Annotated in this window: 13 protein-coding genes and 1 pseudogene; 8 read left to right on the top strand and 6 right to left on the bottom strand. The window is 70.0% G+C overall.

The window, feature by feature from the left end:
* Nucleotides 1–135: 135 nt before the first annotated feature.
* Genes OG609_RS22210 through OG609_RS22225 form a run of 4 tightly spaced genes read right to left on the bottom strand, consistent with a single transcriptional unit; the run spans nt 136 to nt 5,673 of the window.
* Nucleotides 136–813: a vWA domain-containing protein gene (locus OG609_RS22210; protein WP_327274417.1), complete on the bottom strand. Its 678-nt coding sequence runs from the start codon at nt 811–813 to the stop codon at nt 136–138.
* Between the two features lie 15 nt (nt 814–828).
* Complete coding sequence (locus OG609_RS22215) at nt 829–2,595, bottom strand: vWA domain-containing protein (protein ID WP_327274418.1); 1,767 nt, start codon at nt 2,593–2,595, stop codon at nt 829–831.
* Nucleotide 2,596: 1 nt separating this feature from the next.
* The gene (locus OG609_RS22220; protein ID WP_327274419.1) at nt 2,597–4,855 is read right to left on the bottom strand and encodes a hypothetical protein; all 2,259 of its coding nucleotides are present in this window, start codon (nt 4,853–4,855) and stop codon (nt 2,597–2,599) included.
* Complete coding sequence (locus OG609_RS22225; protein WP_327274420.1) at nt 4,852–5,673, bottom strand: hypothetical protein; 822 nt, start codon at nt 5,671–5,673, stop codon at nt 4,852–4,854. Before OG609_RS22225 ends, OG609_RS22220 begins: the two co-directional genes overlap by 4 nt.
* 356 nt (nt 5,674–6,029) lie before the next feature.
* Here OG609_RS22225 and OG609_RS22230 point away from each other — a divergent pair, with 356 nt between their 5' ends.
* Nucleotides 6,030–7,115 carry an NAD-dependent epimerase/dehydratase family protein gene (locus OG609_RS22230; protein WP_327278137.1) on the top strand — a complete coding sequence of 362 codons (1,086 nt, stop codon included), beginning with the start codon at nt 6,030–6,032 and terminating at the stop codon, nt 7,113–7,115.
* Here OG609_RS22230 and OG609_RS22235 read toward each other — a convergent pair.
* Nucleotides 7,091–7,375: pseudogene (locus OG609_RS22235) on the bottom strand (response regulator); the annotation flags it as partial. The gene OG609_RS22230 and the pseudogene OG609_RS22235 overlap by 25 nt on opposite strands.
* Before the next feature lie 114 nt (nt 7,376–7,489).
* On the opposite strand from OG609_RS22235, the gene OG609_RS22240 reads away from it, so the two are divergent.
* From OG609_RS22240 to OG609_RS22250, 3 genes are read left to right on the top strand one after another with little or no spacing between them, the layout of a single operon-like run.
* Entirely contained in the window at nt 7,490–8,245 is a 756-nt protein-coding gene (locus OG609_RS22240) for a glycosyltransferase family 2 protein (RefSeq protein WP_442817992.1), read from the top strand.
* Nucleotides 8,242–8,919 (top strand): TIGR04282 family arsenosugar biosynthesis glycosyltransferase, encoded by a 678-nt coding sequence (locus OG609_RS22245; RefSeq protein ID WP_327274422.1) that lies wholly within the window; start codon nt 8,242–8,244, stop codon nt 8,917–8,919. The genes OG609_RS22240 and OG609_RS22245 overlap by 4 nt, the downstream gene beginning before the upstream one ends.
* On the top strand, nt 8,916–9,743 hold the full coding sequence (locus OG609_RS22250) for a class I SAM-dependent methyltransferase (RefSeq protein WP_327274423.1): 828 nt from the start codon (nt 8,916–8,918) through the stop codon (nt 9,741–9,743). The genes OG609_RS22245 and OG609_RS22250 overlap by 4 nt, the downstream gene beginning before the upstream one ends.
* A gap of 349 nt (nt 9,744–10,092) precedes the next feature.
* Here OG609_RS22250 and OG609_RS22255 read toward each other — a convergent pair whose 3' ends face one another.
* Nucleotides 10,093–11,406 (bottom strand): molybdopterin-dependent oxidoreductase, encoded by a 1,314-nt coding sequence (locus tag OG609_RS22255; RefSeq protein WP_327274424.1) that lies wholly within the window; start codon nt 11,404–11,406, stop codon nt 10,093–10,095.
* A gap of 162 nt (nt 11,407–11,568) precedes the next feature.
* Between OG609_RS22255 and OG609_RS22260 the strand changes: the two genes are divergently transcribed.
* The 4 genes from OG609_RS22260 to OG609_RS22275 all read left to right on the top strand — a co-directional run bounded on the left by OG609_RS22260 (nt 11,569) and on the right by OG609_RS22275 (nt 16,385).
* Entirely contained in the window at nt 11,569–12,963 is a 1,395-nt protein-coding gene (locus tag OG609_RS22260; protein WP_327274425.1) for a hypothetical protein, read from the top strand.
* A gap of 392 nt (nt 12,964–13,355) precedes the next feature.
* Nucleotides 13,356–13,685 carry an ArsR/SmtB family transcription factor gene (locus tag OG609_RS22265; RefSeq protein ID WP_327274426.1) on the top strand — a complete coding sequence of 110 codons (330 nt, stop codon included), beginning with the start codon at nt 13,356–13,358 and terminating at the stop codon, nt 13,683–13,685.
* Complete coding sequence (locus OG609_RS22270; protein WP_327274427.1) at nt 13,682–13,951, top strand: hypothetical protein; 270 nt, start codon at nt 13,682–13,684, stop codon at nt 13,949–13,951. The genes OG609_RS22265 and OG609_RS22270 overlap by 4 nt, the downstream gene beginning before the upstream one ends.
* A gap of 133 nt (nt 13,952–14,084) precedes the next feature.
* A complete protein-coding gene (locus tag OG609_RS22275; protein WP_327274428.1) occupies nt 14,085–16,385 on the top strand; it encodes an MMPL family transporter in 2,301 nt (766 codons plus the stop codon).
* The last annotated feature ends 128 nt before the right edge of the window (nt 16,386–16,513 follow it).

The following is a 16,513-nucleotide window of genomic DNA, read 5'->3' on the forward strand; positions in this document are numbered from 1 at the left end:
GGGGTCGGCCGTCCCTGGATACGGCCGAGGCCCGGGCGTCCGGCATTCGGTCCCCGGCCGGGGACTCGGCGGCGCCGGAGGATTCGGAGGGCTCCCCCTCGTCCTCCCGTCGCCACCCGAAGAAACGCGCCACGCTCACACCTCGTCAATCGCGAGCCGGAAGCCTTCCGGCCGCTCGACCACCAGCTCCGCCTGGCCCGACGCCATCGCATTGCCCGACTCCACCACGCTCTTGGTGAGCGCGGTGAAGAACTGAGCGATGGACTCGCCCAGTTGGGCACCGGGCACCGAGATGAAGGCGAACTCCGACTGTGTGGCGACGCTGAGTATCGTCTCGGCCTCGGCCTGGCCGATGCCGCAGGCAATGATGTTGGGCGCCGCCTTGGTCACCGAGCGGTCGGTGAGCTCCCGGTGTCTGTCCTGCCACGCCTCTCCGAAGTTCGGCTGTCCGTCACTGAGGAAGAACACCGCGGGCCGGTGAACGCGGTAACCCTGGCTCTTGAGCGTGTCCACATCCTGCGGGAGCCTTCTCAGCAGGGCGGTAAAGGCCGCCTCGTAGCTCGTGCCGCCGCTCGCCGTAAGGCGTGGCAGCTCGTTCTCGGCCCGCAGATCGGCGAGTATCAGCCGCTCGGTCACACTGTTGGCGAACCCCAGCACCGAGAAACGGACCTTCGCCGCGGCCATCGGCTCGCCGAGCATTGCCCGGTGGAGCGAGGCGAGTCCGGCATTGAGGTCACCGACGTAGGGATGCATGGAACCGGACTCGTCCGCCAGTACATACACCGGCAGCAACTGCCCGAGGGTTTCGGCCATTTCGTTCGACTCTCTCTACTCGACATCTTCGATGGGGCTCAGTCCCTGCGGGCGTTCCAGTCGCAGCTCGGAGGAGCCGGCGACTGCACTTCGCCCCAGGTGGAGCACGGTGTTCTGGAGGAGCATCGAGAACTGCGCTGCCGACTCCGCCAGGTCCGCGTGTGCGTTCGCCGCGACAGCGAATTCGGCGGGGCTGGCGATCCGTGCCACCGTTCGCCGGTTGATCGCACCGATGCCGCAGGCGACGATGTTCGGCCGGTACTGGTGCTGCATCAGCTGCTGGTGTGCGGCCTGCCACTGGCCGCCGTCCTCCGGGTCGCCCGCGGCGAGGAGGAAGACGGTGGGGCGGTTCACACGCGGCGCCTGCTGCTTGAGCCGTTCCGTCTCCAGAGGTACGAGCTCCAGCAGGCGGCGGAAAATGGGTTCGTACCGGCAGCCGTTTCCTGCCTGGAGGTCGGGGACGCCGGTCTGCCACGACACCTGCGTGAGCGGCATCCGGACGTCGGCCGTGTCGGAGAAGGTCAGTACGGACAGCCGTACGGCCGAGGCCACATCCGGGCTGTTGGCGAGCAGGGTCTGCAATGACCGGAGCGAGTCGCGGAGTTCGGTGACACAGCCGGCGGCCGACGCGGAGGTGTCCAGGACGACGTAGACCGGAGCGAGGCCGACCGTCGTCGGGCGGATGTCAGGCGGCGGGGCGGACGGGGTGCCACCGGACCGCTGCGCGGCGTCGGGACGGGTCCCGCCCCACGGCGGGGTCGCCGGCGGTTGGGGCGCGGGCGGTGCCGTCCGCGCTACCGGCGGCAGCGACTGCGGGGCCACCGGAGCCGTCTGCGCAAGCGCCCCGGTAGCGGGCGGCAGCATCCCGCCGAAGACACTGGCCGACGGCCCGAGCACACCCTCGCGCAGGCCGGGCAGATCCACCTCCCGCACTATGCCCTTGTCGATCATGTACCGGACCATCTCGACCTGCCGCTGCTCCTGGTCCAGGGCTCGCAGCTGTCGGCCCTCCTCCCAGCGCATCAGCAGATCCATGGCCTTCTCGGTGTCGTCCGGGTGCTTCGCCAGGTGTTCGAGGACAAGGCTGCGGAAGTCGAGCTGTACGGAGGCGAGGGCGGCGCGTTCCCTCTTGTCCCGCTCGATCCGGGCCTCCTGCTCGATGTCCTTGATCGTTTCCTGGTGGCGGGTGTTCCCGACGGCAGCCTTGTGCTGCATGCGGCCCATCTCCGAGTCTCGGCCCGCCTTGGTGCGGCTGCGGATGAACTCACGAGCCGCCTGGTCGGGTTCGAGCTGCACATCGCAGTAGTACAGCGTCATGCCCTCGGGCAGCGGGATGGGCAGCGCCAGCGCCCCGTTGATCCTGGCCTGGGCCTCGAAGGCCTCCTCGATCGCGAACTGCGCCGCGTGCGGCCGGATCTTGCTGACCAGATGCGGATAGACGGCGCTGAGCACATCGGGGAGATTGCTCCGCACCACCGCGACCGGATCATGCACCCGGAATCCGACGTCGATCGTCGCCTCGAACCGGTGCGCCTGGTCCTTGCAGGTCAACGGGGTCTTGGTGAGCTTGGCCGTTCGCCGGTGATCACCCAGGTCCACGACGTAGCAGAGCTTGTTCTTGCCCAGCCACCGCTGGGTCATCGTCCGGTGCTTGGGCGACTCGACCTCCCAGCCACCGCCGTCAAGGGGATAGACGACCGCAAAGTTCGGCGGAAGATTGGGCAGGGTGGCGAGTTGACCGCGGGACACCGGACGGTTGTTGAGGATCAGTGAGACTGTCATGTCACACCCTTTCCAGATCGAGCTGAGCATGGACGACGGCAGTAGTCAGGGGCAGCGGTGCCAGCTCGTCCGGGTCGACCCAGTCGGCCGCGCACCGCCGCAGGATCCGGCCGGTCCTCGGGTCCCCGTACGCGATTGCGCCCACCATCAGCTGGAACATGGCACGCAGAGACGGATCGCGTTCGGCGACCGCGGCCCAATTGCGCAGCACCTGCTGGGCCTCCTCACCGAATTCCGCCTGGTTGAGCGACTCACGCCACAGGGCGATGAACGGTGCACGCAACTCCTCTCGGTGGTGCGCCAGATAGAGGAGGGCCGGCCACTGCTCCATGTAACCGTCGGTCCCCGACTCGCCCCTGCCCACCACTACTTGGGCCGCCACGATCAGGAACGAGAGCAGCGCCGTCGGCCGCCTTCGGTGGTCGGCGGACCGCTCGTGGAGGGTGCGGAGCACCAGCTCCGCCGAGTCGGTGTTCTGCGCGAGCAGATCAGTCAGGCTGCGGCCGACGGCCACGGCCACGGTTGCCCGGTCGACGACGGTGAGGCGGGCCAGCGCCGCAACGGCGAGCTCGGGGTCCTCACCCATGCCGTACACCCGTGCCGCCGTCGCCTGCGCATAGGGCCGTCTCCGATCGGCGAACCATCCCTCCACCAGCATGTCGGCCTGCTCCCTGATCCAGGGGTCACGCGAGGCGATCTGAAGGGCATAGGCGACGGCGTCGCGCCGCAGCGGGTTCTCGCTCTGCGCCCACTGATGGAAGACCTGATCGCAGAGGTAGGTGTACGACTCCGCGGCGATTACCCCGAGGGCCGCGGCCGCGTAGACCCGGACCTCTTCGGCCGGGTCCACGACCAGAGCCGACAGCCAGTCGAGCAGTTCGTTCTGGATCTCGTACTGGATCCATGCGTGCCGGATGATCCGTCGTGGATAGGAGGGGTCCTTGTACTCCAGCGCGCGGCCCGGCTCGCCGTTCTCCTTGCCGATGTCACGGGCACGCAGCCGGGTCAGCTGCGTGCGGCGCGGGGCAGCGAAGGGGTCCTTGATGCGGGGCGGTTCACCGTTGGGCCCGGCCATCAGCACATGCGGGCGGTCGTCCTCCAACCGCTCGCGCAGGGCACGGGCGGCGGTGGCTATGTACTCCTGCGGCAGGCCGTTGAGCACGGCGAGGGCGATTGCGAGAGTCCGGGCGGCGGGCTCCCGCAGGCTCTCGACCCAGATGTCGAAGTCCTCGTCGGCCTGGCGGGCACGGCGCTTCTTGATGCCCTCAGGGTCCAGCTGGCCGGTCTCCCACTCCTCGGTGATCGCCGCCGCGAGATCGGCTGCCTGCTTGCAGGCGGGGTCGCCGTCGAGCAGCTCGTCCAGCAGTTTCCCGATGCCGTCGTCGGCGAGGAGCCGGTCGCGGACCGCGTCGCCCAGACGCCAGCGCAGATGCGAGGAGACGATGCCGCGCTGGTCGGGCGCCTCGGTGACGTCGACGACCGCCGTCAGGAGTTCGCTGTCCGCGACCTCGGTGCTGGAGACCGTCATCACCAGCCACGCGCCCGCGAGGGCGAGTGCGCCCTGTACCTTCTCGTACACCTCTCCGCGCAGCCCGGCGATCGCGGACGGCTGGTCGAGCAGAAAAGCCGCACCGCGCTCGATGGAGTCCCCACCGCGCTCCAGGAGGTCGACGAGGGAGGCGAAGTCGACATCACTGTCCAGGTGGTACTTGGCGGTGGCACCCATGCCCTGGAGCAGGCGGACGGCCATGGCCGTCTTCCCGTGGCCGGGGGCGCCGCGCAGGATCAGCAGATGCCGGCCCGCCAGCGCTTCCCGGGCGGCCGACAGACCAGGAGGCTCCTGGTATGCGAAGCGCACCCGTTCGTCCAGGAGCGGTGAGATGGTCCGCAGGCGCCGCTGGGCGCCGCCCAGGAGCAGGACGTATTTGTCGCCGCCGAAGACATCGCCCTCGACGTTGGCGAAGGCATTGCGTACCCGGTCGTGGCGCAGAGACCCCTGCCCCATCCGGCCGGTGGCCTCGAAGGACTCGGCTCCGGGGCCGGAACGCGGAGGCTCGCCCTGGACGCCGCCCTCCCCGTTGCCCTGCGCACCCGACGCGCCGTCTGCGGACTGGGGCTGTCCCTCGCCTGCAGCCTGCGCCGGGCCGGGTGGGGCGGCGTTACCCGCCGCCCCACCCGGCCCGCCCCCCGTACCGGCCGCGGGCGGTGCTGCTCCCGCGGCGCCGCCCGCGGCCGGCGTTCCCCCCGTCGGTGTTGTCATGGCCGGACTGGGCCGTTCGTGTTGACATTGACGGTCTTGTTGCCCTGGAACACATCACCGTGGACGGTTCCGACGCTGATACCGGCTCCGTTCGGCGTTACCCGGCCGCCCGGGCCGGTTGCTGCTCCCCCTTGCCCGTCCGGGGCCGCCTGAGGACCGCCGGCCTCGGGTCCGCCCGTCTCCGGGGGCCCGGCCTGCCCGGGACGATCCAGTGCCGTCGCGCGGAGACCGGCTGGGGCCGGAGATCCGGGCACGGTTACCCAGCTCTCGATGAGCTCGCCGTGTTTGGTCCGGAACGGCATCGGCAGATACGCGGCGGGGTCGATGGAGCGGTGCCCGTGCCGGACGACCGCCCGGTAGATCTCGTCCGACACGACGAAGACCATCCGCGACGAAGCCGACGCGGCCAGGACCTCGCGCAACGGCCCCGCGTCGACCAGTCGACAGGCGGTGTTGACGGCGTCTCCGGACCAGCCCTCACCGTCTCGCGAGGCAAGCCCCTGGTGCATAGCGACCCGGAACCGCATCGCGTGAGCGGGGCTGTAGACGACCGCCTTCTGCTTGAGCTCGTCGTCAAGGGCGCGTACGAACGGTCCGGCCAGAACGATCGGTGAGACGGCCGCAGGAACGATCATCAGGACCCCGTCGCCACGGTCCTCGGTGACGATGCCATCGGCCGACAGCCCGGCCCGTACAAGCGCTTCACGGAGCACCTCGTACATCCCGCTTCGCAGGGAACGCTGGATCGGATCGGACCGGGAACTGAAGTTCTCTATGTCCAGCACCACGACCCAGCAGTGCGTGGCTTCACCAGACATGGCGATCTCCCCAAGGGCTTTAGACAGCAACTACTCGATCGGTCGCCCCAGTTGTATGACACCAAAGTCCTGTGGGTCTACGCCAATTGACCCACAGCGGGAAGCCGGGCTTCCGTAGCCAATCGGGGTCCCAGGAGATCAGATCGGGGACACGTGCTGGTCAGCGGCTCGTGGCTAGCGCCAGAAGCGTTCGGTCACGTCCTGGAATCGGAGTTCGGCGCCGGGGCAGTCGAGTTCCATGTCCCCGAGTTCGCGTTCGTTTCGTCTGCAGGCGTCCGTAGGACATCTCTTACGATCCCGTGACGTGCCGCGCCGGATCCGGCCATGTGATTCGCCGGCGGCCTAGCGTGGGCGCCATGCGCGTACTGGTTACCGGTGGAGCCGGATTTATCGGGTCGGAGATCGTCCATACCCTCACATCGGCCGGGCATCAGGCAGTCGTGTTCGACGCGCTGCTGTCTTCGGTACACGGCGCGGCCGTAGCCCCCGCAGATTGCGACGCCGAGCGAATCGTCGCGGACGTCCGCGATCGGGAGGCGGTGGACAGGGCCCTGCGGGGCATCGACGCCGTGTGTCATCAGGCAGCGATGGTCGGCTTGGGCAATGACTTCGCGGACGCGCCCGAGTACGTCGGGTGTAATGATCTCGGGACAGCGGTGCTGCTTGCGGCGATGGCCGAGGCGGGTGTGCGAAGCCTGGTCCTGGCCGGTTCGATGGTGGTCTACGGCGAAGGACGCTACGACTGTCCTCGCCACGGCACGGTCCGGCCGGGACCGAGGGCGGCGGCTGACCTGGAAGCGGGCCGGTTCGAGCCGCACTGTCCCTGCTGTGGAGCGGAGTTGGCGCCTGGCCTGGTCACCGAGGACGCGCCCACGGACCCGCGCAATGTGTACGCGGCCACCAAGCTCGCCCAGGAACATCTCACCGCGGCCTGGGCGCGCGCGACGGGCGGGTCCGCGGTGTCGCTGCGCTACCACAACGTGTACGGGCCGGGGATGCCGCGCGACACACCGTACGCCGGTGTCGCCTCTTTCTTTCGCTCGGCGCTGGCCCGTGGAGAGGCCCCCCAGGTCTTTGAGGACGGCTGCCAGCGGAGGGATTTTGTCCATGTACGGGATGTGGCGGCCGCGAACCTATTGGCACTGGAAGCCGTCAAAGGACACGGGCCGGGCAGTTTTGCTGTTTACAACACGGGGAGTGGGGATCCCCGCACCATCGGCGAGATGGCCTCGGCACTGGCTTCGGCACATGGTGGCCCTGCTCCGAAGGTCACCGGCGAATACCGGCTCGGTGATGTACGCCATGTCACCGCGGACTCACGACGACTGCGGGACGAGCTGGGCTGGAAACCGCAAGAAGGGTTCGCGAAGGGAATGGCGGAGTTTGCGACGGCCCCGTTGCGAGGAATGCGCCCAAACATCGGAACCGGCACGGAACCATGAGCCCGCATCCGGCGGCGGACCTCGAACCCGTCCGTGCCGGGCGGCATTTGCATCTGATCGAGGACGAGCAGGTCCGGCCGGCGTCCGGCGAAGCACTCCAGCGCCGTCGGACCGTCGCCCGCCCGCTCGACGTCGTACCCCGCCCGGTCCAGGTAGCTGACGACGCCCTCGGCGACCGTCGGATCGTCGTCGACGACGAGGACGTGGCCGCGTTCGGTACCGGGACAGGAGTGAGCACCTGGGCCTGAATAGTCCGGGATGTTCTCCACTTCACCACCCAGGCATGCACGCGCGGCACCCGTCCGCTGCTACTGGGCCGACATCCATTTTTCGTAAGAAAATGGAGCCCGAAATGTCGGTTTCCGCTCCGTAGGGTGAGCGGCGTGACCGATTCCCCCCTGGCCGGCCCTCCGTCCGCCCATATCCCTGCGCCGAGTGCCGACGTCGTCCTGCCCTGTCTGGACGAAGCCGCGGCCCTGCCGCGGGTGCTGACCGCCGTCCCGGACGGCTGGCGCGCGATCGTCGTCGACAACGGCTCCACCGACGGCTCGGCCGAACTGGCCCGCTCGCTCGGTGCGACTGTCGTGCACGAGCCGCGGCGCGGCTTCGGCGCCGCCTGCCATGCCGGACTGCTCGCCGCCGCGGCGGAGTTCGTCTGCTTCTGTGACTGCGACGGCTCCCTCGACCCCGGCCTGCTCCCCGCCTTCGTACGCCGGATCGCCGACGGCGAGACCGACCTGCTGCTCGGCCGCCGCTGCCCCGAGGGCCGCGGTGCCTGGCCGCTGCACGCCCGGGCCGGCAATTTCGCGCTGGCCCGGATGCTGCGCCGCCGCACCGGCTTGCGGCTGCACGACCTCGGCCCGATGCGGGCCGGGCGCCGGGCCGAACTGCTCGCACTCGGCCTCACCGACCGGCGCAGCGGCTATCCGTTGCAGATGGTGGTCCGCGCGGCGGACGCCGGGCTGCGGGTCACGGAGACCGATGTTCCGTATCTCCCCCGCAGCGGAAAGTCGAAGGTCACCGGCACCTGGCGGGGGACCTGGCAGGCGGTGCGCGACATGCGAGCGGTGCTGCTTCAGCCACCGGCCGGGACGGCTCCGGGGACCGTGCGCCCGGGGGTGCCCCGGTGAGCGCTCCAGCCGGCCCCGGTGCGGCCGAGGGCTTGTCCGGCCCGACGACCGTGCTGGTCATCGCCAAGGAACCGCTGCAGGGTCGGGTCAAGACGCGGCTCACACCGCCGTTCACACCCGCCCAGGCCGCCCGGCTTGCCGAGGCGGCGCTCGGTGACACCCTGCGGACCGTGTGCACCCTGCCCGCCCGGCGCCGCGCCGTCGTTCTCGAAGGACGGCCGGGCCCGTGGCTGCCGCCCGGCATCGAGGTGCTGCCGCAGGGCACCGGCCGCCTCGACGAACGGCTTGCCGCGGCCTTCGCCTGCTGTACCGGCCCGACACTCCTCATCGGCATGGACACCCCTCAGATCACCGCCGCCCATCTGGCCGCCGCGCTTCGTCCCGCCGCCTGGGACGGCTGCGACGCCTGGTTCGGACCGGCCGACGACGGCGGCTTCTGGGCTCTGGGCCTGGCCGTCCCCGCCCCGGAACTCCTGCTCGGCGTCCCCATGTCCGTGCCCGAGACCGGCGCGGTCCAGCGCCGACGCCTGGTCGACGCCGGGCTGACCGTGCGCGACCTTCCGCAGTTGCGCGATGTGGACACCGCACAGGACGCCGCCGCCGTCGCCGCCGCGGCGCCGCACGGCCGGTTCGCCGCGACGCTCGCCCTGCTGACCCCGGCGGAGACCCAATGAACCCGGTCCCTCACCGCAGCAGGCTGGTCACGTCACCCCCGTCCCCCGACCGTGGCACCACGTCCTGGGGCACCGATCCGTACGCCGACGCGCTGCGTAACGGTCACGGACCGCTCTTCCTCCGCCGTACCGACGGCCGGCTGTTGCCCCTGGACGTCGAACGCTGGTGCGCGAACGCCGATGCCGCCGACCTGTCGGCACTGGGCCGTTGCGAAGGCCCCGTTCTGGACATCGGCTGCGGGCCCGGCCGGCTGGTCGCCGAGCTCGCCGTCCGCGGCCATCGCGCACTCGGCATCGACATCAGCGAGACCGCCGTCGCCCACACCCTTCGACTCGGCGGAGCGGCGCTGCACCGCTCCGTCTTCGACCCGCTGCCGGGCGAGGGCCGCTGGGGCACCGCCCTGCTCCTCGACGGCAACATCGGCATCGGCGGGAACCCACCCCTCCTCCTGCGCCGCACGGCAAACCTGCTCGCCCCGGGCGGTCTGCTCATCGCCGAGACGACACCACAGGACATCGACGAGAGACTCCAGGTCCGGCTGGACGACGGCCGCGGCACAGCGGCCGCCGACACCGGCGCCTCCGGCCCCGCGGCCGCCTCGCTGTTCCCCTGGGCCCGGCTCGGCACACCGGCCCTGCTGCGGTACGCGCAGGCGTGCAGATGGCAGCCCGCCGATCAGTGGGAGGCGGACGGCCGCCCCTTCGTGTCCCTGCGCCGCAACCGGGCGGTACGGATGACGAGCAGGAGCGCCGAGCCCCCGAACAGCAACCCCGTGATCAGCAGCCAGTTCCCCAGGAACACGTCGAGGGACAGCCCGCTGTAGGGCTCGTACCGCACCGCGTGCCGGGTGATCAGCGGCCACCACATCAGCAGGAGCAGGCCGGAGAGGAAGGCCGGTACGCGCACGTAGTTGACCAGACCGGTACGGGGCCCGAGCGCCCGGCGCAGGACCAGGTCCGCCGACGCGTACAGCGGCAGCAGCACCAGATCGTGCAGGAGTGCGGAGCCGATGAACCACACCACGATCGCGAACGTGTCGCCCGCCAGCAGCCGCACGCCCGCATAGCCCGCGAGGGCGAACGTCGCGGCCAGCAGGAGGAGATGCAGCGGACCTTCCCCGTACCAACGCCTGAGAACCACTCGAGGATCCACCCGGTTCCCCGCCTTCCCGCTCACAGTGCCTCGAACGTCAGCCGGGCCACCCATTTGGTGTTGAGCACGCCGGGGGCCGCCGGGACGATGATCCGTGCCGGATATCCGTGATCGAGCGAGAGGTCCTCGCCGTTGACCTGCAACGCCAGCAGCGAGCGCGGGTCGCGCACCTGGTTGTCGCGGAGCGCCACTTCGCGGAATGCCCCGCGGCGCTGGACGGATTCCACCAGCACCCCCGGCGGCCGGTCCGGATACCCCGCGAGTGCCGCCAGATCCCTCAGCCGTACCCCGCGCCACCACTGGTCCGACGTCGCCCAGCCCTCCACACACGCGATCGGCAGCGCCGCGCTGTACTGCTCCATGGCCAGCAGCTGTTCCCGGCCGAGCCGGATCTCCCCGGCGGGCCCGCTGACGGTGAGCCGCCAGTCCCTCCCCGTATCGGCCGCCGTCACTCCGACGGCCGCGGCCGTCTTGTTGATCTGGAAGCCGTTCGGCCCCGGGCCTGGTTCGGCCGCGCCGTGCGGGGTGAGGAGGGCGACCTGCCGCAGGGGCCCGTCGAAGCTCCGGCCAGCCGACGTGATCAGCAGCAGCAGCGACCCACCGCCCGCCATGGCGAGCGCGCCGCGTCGAGAGATGGTCGGCGCGGCGGGGGCGGGCGAGGCCAGTTCATCCGCCTCGCCCGGCGCGGAGCCCTCCAGCCGGCCGCCCCGCAGCACCCGGACGGCCCGCGGCAGCTTCAGCCCGGTGTGGGCGAGGAACGCGGCGAAGAACACCCACGCCCCGTAGAAGTGCAGCGGATAGAACGACCCCGGGAACACGTACTCCAGCTGGATGTTGAGCAGTCCGGTGATGAACTCGAACAGTGCCCCGCCGACGAGCAGCAGCAGCGACAACCGCTCCAGCGCATGCCCCGCCGACCGGGCCGGCGGCAGCGCGAAGAGCTTCGGGATCACCGACCACAGCTTCGCCAGCAGCACGGGCACGAGGGCGATGCCCACCGTGACATGCAGTCCCTGTGTCAGTCGGTACAGCCAGTGCGGGCCGGTCGGCCAGGCGAAGAGGTAGAAGCCCAGCAGTCCCTTGCCGGGTGTCTTGTCGTTGATCCGTGCGAGGTCCGGGTTGTACGCGGCGTAGGACAGCAAGCCGGTTACGAACAGCAGAGTGATCCCGGCGAGCAGGACCAGCCCGAGCACGGCCGTGAACCTGACGCCGCGCACCGGGCTACGCCAGAACCCGGGCGCGGACGGAAGCCGCCCGATGAAGGCCGGGCCACGAACCGATGCCGAGCCCGGAAGTGAGGAGGGGGAGCCTTTTCCGAAACGTCTGTCACCCATGTCCCGAAGCTATGCCCGGGACGCCTGACCGCAGGGCGTGCGACTCCTGACGAATCTCTGACGTCACACCCCGGAGCGGGCAGCCGGAGCAAGATCTGACGGTTCGGTGACACGATCCTGTGGCATCACGCGTAACCGCCCTGCTGTGCATAGCGTGCCTGCGTGAAGACCGAGGACCGCACAGCACATCCCACCACGGACAACACCGGGCACCGCGCCGGCCGCCGCCTCGACCTGATCGCCGCCGCCGCGGGCGTTCTGCTCGTCACCGCCGCCGTGCTCGTCGGCAGGTCGATCCAGGACGCCGACGGAAGCCTCTACGTCCACTGGCCTCCCCTGCTGGCGTCCTGGTACCCGCACACCGGCCCCGGCACCCCGGCCGCCGTCGTCGTGGCAGCCGCCGTCGTCGCGTACGGGCCGCCGCTGGCCGACCGTATCCGCCGACGGGCGCTGCTCCCTGTCGCCTGGGCGGCGTCGCTCGCCTGGGTCTTCTCGCTGGCGCTGATCGACGGCTGGGGCCGGGGCATCGCCGAACGACTCACCACCAAGCATGAATATCTGCAGGTCATCGACCGTTTCCAGGACATCGGTGCGGCCCTGCGCGGCTTCAACGGCCACATCCTGCTCGGCTCCCCGGACAACTGGCCCACCCATGTCGCCGGGCACCCACCGGGCGCCACGCTCACTTTCGTCCTGCTCGACCGCATCGGGCTCGGCGGCGGCGCCTGGGCCGGGGTCTGGTGCATCGTGGTGGGCAGCTCCGCCGTCCCGGCCGCTCTGGTCGCGCTCCGTGCCCTGGCCGACGAGCACCTCGCACGCCGCGCCGCCCCGTTCCTGGTCCTCGCGCCGGTCGCGGTGTGGACCGGCACCTCGGCGGACGCCTACTTCGCCGCCGTCGCCGCCTGGTCCGTGGCCCTCCTCGCCCTGGCCGCGACCCACACGGTCCGCCTCCCCCGCGCCGCCGCATTCGCCTCCGGTCTGCTGTTCGGGCTGACCTGCTACCTCAGTTACGGTCTGACGCTGATCGCGTTCCTGCTGCTGGCCGTCCTCGTCCTCGCCCGTACCGCCCGCCCCGTCCCCCTCTTCCTCACCGGGGCGCTGGTCGTCCCGGTCCTCTTCACCCTGGCAGGCTACGACTGGTGGGAGGGCTACCGGCTGCTGGTCGAGCGCTACTACCAGGGCGCGGGTGGCCTGCGCCCGTACTCCTACTGGGTCTGGGCGAATCTCGCCTGCACCACGATCGCCGCGGGCCTCGCCACGGTGGCCGGGCTCCGCCGCGTCGCGGCCGGCGCCCCCGGTGCCGTACGTGCCCTGCGCACCGGCACCACCTGTGCACCCCAACGGCTGATTCTGCTCTCCCTGATGGCGCTCCTGGCGCTCCTGGCCGCCGACCTGTCCGGGATGAGCAAGGCGGAGACGGAACGCATCTGGCAGCCCTTCATCCTCTGGCTGCTGCCCGCCGCCGCCCTTCTGCCCACCGGCACCCGGCGCGGCTGGCTGACCGCCCAGGCCGTCGTCGCCCTGCTCGTCAACCACCTGCTGTGGACCGGGTGGTGACGAGAGAGAGACCGTTGAACCCATCCGCCGCGAGGTACAGACGAATCCACGTTGACGTTCCGGTACGCCGACAAGCACCGACGGGTGCCGCCGTACGGCGCTTGAGTGTGTTGTTGCACCGGCTGGAGCAGACGTGCCGGTTTCGGTGCTCCCAGTGAGCGCTCCTCGGTACGGGCTCCGCACGCATCCGACAGGGTTCGCCGCCGGGGGCACGCTCGGTAGCCGCGAGGATCGGGTTCCGGTACGGATCACCGGGGACGTTGCGGGTCCTGGTCGGGTCAGGGACTGGCGGCGTTCCCGGAGTGAGCGTCGGCTTGTGGCGGCGCACCTTCGGGGCATGCCCAGACGCGAAGGCACCTGCTAATATTTTTTGGCATGTGCTGGATGTTGACATGAGAGACCCCACGCCGACGGGCGACGACCTGGTGCGGGTGCTGGCCACCCTGTCCAACCCGCACAGGCTGCGGGTCGTCGCCGCCCTCGCGGGGGGACGGAACTACGTGAGCCAACTGGCGCGCGAGCTGGACATCAGCAGGGCGCTGCTCCAGGTCCATCTGAAGAAGCTGGAGGCGGCCGGTCTGGTCTCCTCTCAGCTGGAGCTGTCGGAGGACGGAAAGGCAATGAAGTTCTACGAGGTGAGCCCTTTCTCGGTCCACCTGACACCGGAGTGCATCGAGAGCGCCGTAGAGACGCTGACCATCGAGAGGGGATCACAGCGATGAACGATCACGAGTGGCAGGAAGTCATCGGAACCGTCGGCATCTTCGTCCTGCTCATCGCCGTGGTTGTCACGATCATCTGGCAGGGCGCCATCAGTTGGCGGGCCAAGGCTCAGATGGCGCGCGAGAGCGAGTACAAGAAGCTCGCCGAAGCCGCTGTCGCCGGGCAGCAGAACATCGAGCGAAAGCTGGCCGAGATCGGTGGCCAGGTCTCGGAACTGCAGGGCCGCACGGACTCGATCGAGCGGGTCCTCAAGGACGTCGAGTAACCCCGCGCGGGGGCTCTGAAAGAGCCCTGGGCCGTCGAGCGGCAACTCGACGGCCCAGGCATGGGGAGACGAACCACCTCGCCGCAGGCGAGTTTGCGCAGGAACACCCCACCAATGAAGAGGAGAGCAGCTCATGCTGCCCAAGAGCAAGTCCGTCCCCCGCCCGCCCGGCGTCCCCGATACGGGCGCAGGGGGCTTACCGCCCCGCTCCGAAACGGCCGGGCCCGACCGTTCCGGCGTGATAGCTGCTGTCGCGGGCTGGTCCACCCGGCACCGCGCCCTGGCGATCACCGGGTGGCTCGCACTCGTCGTGGTCGCCGTACTGTCCAGCGCACTTGCGACGGGGGACGGTGCCCGCTCAGTCGATCCCGGAGAGGCGGGTCGCGCCCAGCAGATGGTGCAGGCGCAGGGCAGCGGCGACTCCATCCGGGAGAACGTGCTGATCCGGTCGCGTGGCGCCAGCGGCGACCGCCGGTTCGCGGACGACCCCGAACTACGCGAGGCCGCAGGGGATTTGGTGGCCGAGCTGCGCCGGACACCGGGCACGGTGCGCGATGTCGGTTCCCCACTGGTGGCGCACGGTGAGCGCTGGGTGTCGCAGGATGGCCGCTCCGGTCTGATCACCTTCGAAGTGGCAAGCAGCGAGGGGAAGTTCGAGGCCAACTACGCGGCTGCGGTGAAGGCCGTGAAGCGGGTGCAGGAGCGCCATCCGCAGGTACAGCTCGCCCAGGCGGGCGACCACAGCCTCTCCGAGGCGGTCAACGACGGAATCAAGGACGACCTCAAACGTGCCGAGACGACCTCTCTGCCGCTGACGCTCCTGATCCTGCTCGTCGCCTTCGGCTCTCTTATCGCCGCCGGCATCCCACTGTTGTTGTCGGCGACCACCGTGGCGGCCGCGTTCGGTCTGCTGCAACTCGTCAGCCAGTGGGTACCGTTCAACAGCGCCGCTTCCGCCATCGTGTTGCTGATCGGCATGGCTGTCGGCATCGACTACGCGCTGTTCTACCTACGTCGGGTGCGGGAGGAACGGGCCGCCGGGCACGACGTGCGGGAGTCGCTGCGGATAACGGCACGCACCTCGGGCCATGCCATCGTGGCCTCCGGCCTGACCGTGATGGTCTGCATGATCGGCCTGCTGTTCACCGGTGTGGATGTCTTCAAGGGCCTGACCGCAGGCACCGTCCTGGTGGTCGGCCTCGCGGTGCTCAGCTCCGTGACCATCCTGCCCGCGCTGCTCGCCGCACTCGGCGACCGGGTCGACAAGGCTCGTATCCCTTGGCTCGGCCGGCGCAGGATCGCGGCAAAGGAGTCGCGCCTCTGGAGGCGGGTGGCACGAGCGGTCGTACGGCGGCCCGTGGCGGCCGGCGCTACGGCAGCCGTGGCCCTGCTGCTCATGGCGCTGCCCGCGCTCGGGATCCGGTTGCAGGACGCCGCAGTGACCGCCAGCCTGCCGCCCGGTGTCTCGACCGCGGTGGACGCCGCGACCACCATGCAGCAGGAGTTCCCGGGGGCCGCGACAGCGGCCCGGGTGGTCATCGACCGTGCAGACGGCGCGTCGGCCGACACCCCCGAGGTACGAGAGGCGATCGACGGGCTCCACGAGCAGGCCGCCGTCGGCCGTGGTGCGCTGCGGGAACCGATCACGGTCGTGCCGGCCGGCGACGCGATGGTGGTACGCGTGCCGCTGGAGGGTGCCGTCACCGATCCCGTTGCGAATCGGGCCCTGGCGACCCTGCGCGACCAGGTTCTCCCCGCGACTCTCGGCACGGTGCAGGGGGTCGACTACGCGGTCGCGGGCAAGACCGCCATGCCGCACGACTTCGCGAATCAGGTGAACAGCCGGACCCCGATCGTCTTCGCGTTCATCCTCGGCCTCGCGTTCCTCCTGCTTGCGGTGACGTTCCGTTCATGGACCATCCCGCTGGCTTCGATCCTGCTCAATTTGCTGTCCATCGGCGCTGCTTACGGGGTGCTGACCCTGGTCTTCCAGGACGGCAACCTGGAGTCGCTCCTGGGGTTCAACTCCTATGGGGGAGTGGTGAGTTGGCTACCTCTGTTCATGTTCATCATCTTGTTCGGCCTGAGCATGGACTACCACATCTTCATTCTCAGCCGGATCAGGGAACGGTGGCTCGCGGGCACGGAGCCGCATGAGGCGGTCGTCGGAGGCATAGCGGCCAGTGCGGGCGTCGTCAGTAGCGCGGCGCTCATCATGACCGGTGTCTTCACGGTCTTCATGACCTTGTCCGCCATCGAGTACAAGATGATGGGCCTCGGCATGGCACTGGCCATCCTCATCGACGCCACCGTTGTACGTGGTGTGCTGCTGCCTGCCGCGATGTCCTTGCTCGGAGAGCGGGCCTGGAGTCTCAGGACCGGCTTGATCGCGCGCGCTCCGTCGGCGGAGCCTTCCCGGGTGGCCGGGGCTTAGCGTCGACCGAGGGTGTGGCAGGCCCAGCCCGTTCAACGCCGACCGTCGGCGTTGAACGGGCGACCGCCGTGTCTGCTGCTCGGGCGGCAGCCCGCTGTCACGGTGGCAGCGGTGGGCCTTCTGAAACT

The sequence above is a fragment of the Streptomyces sp. NBC_01224 genome, assembly GCF_036002945.1.
Lineage (GTDB): Bacteria > Actinomycetota > Actinomycetes > Streptomycetales > Streptomycetaceae > Streptomyces.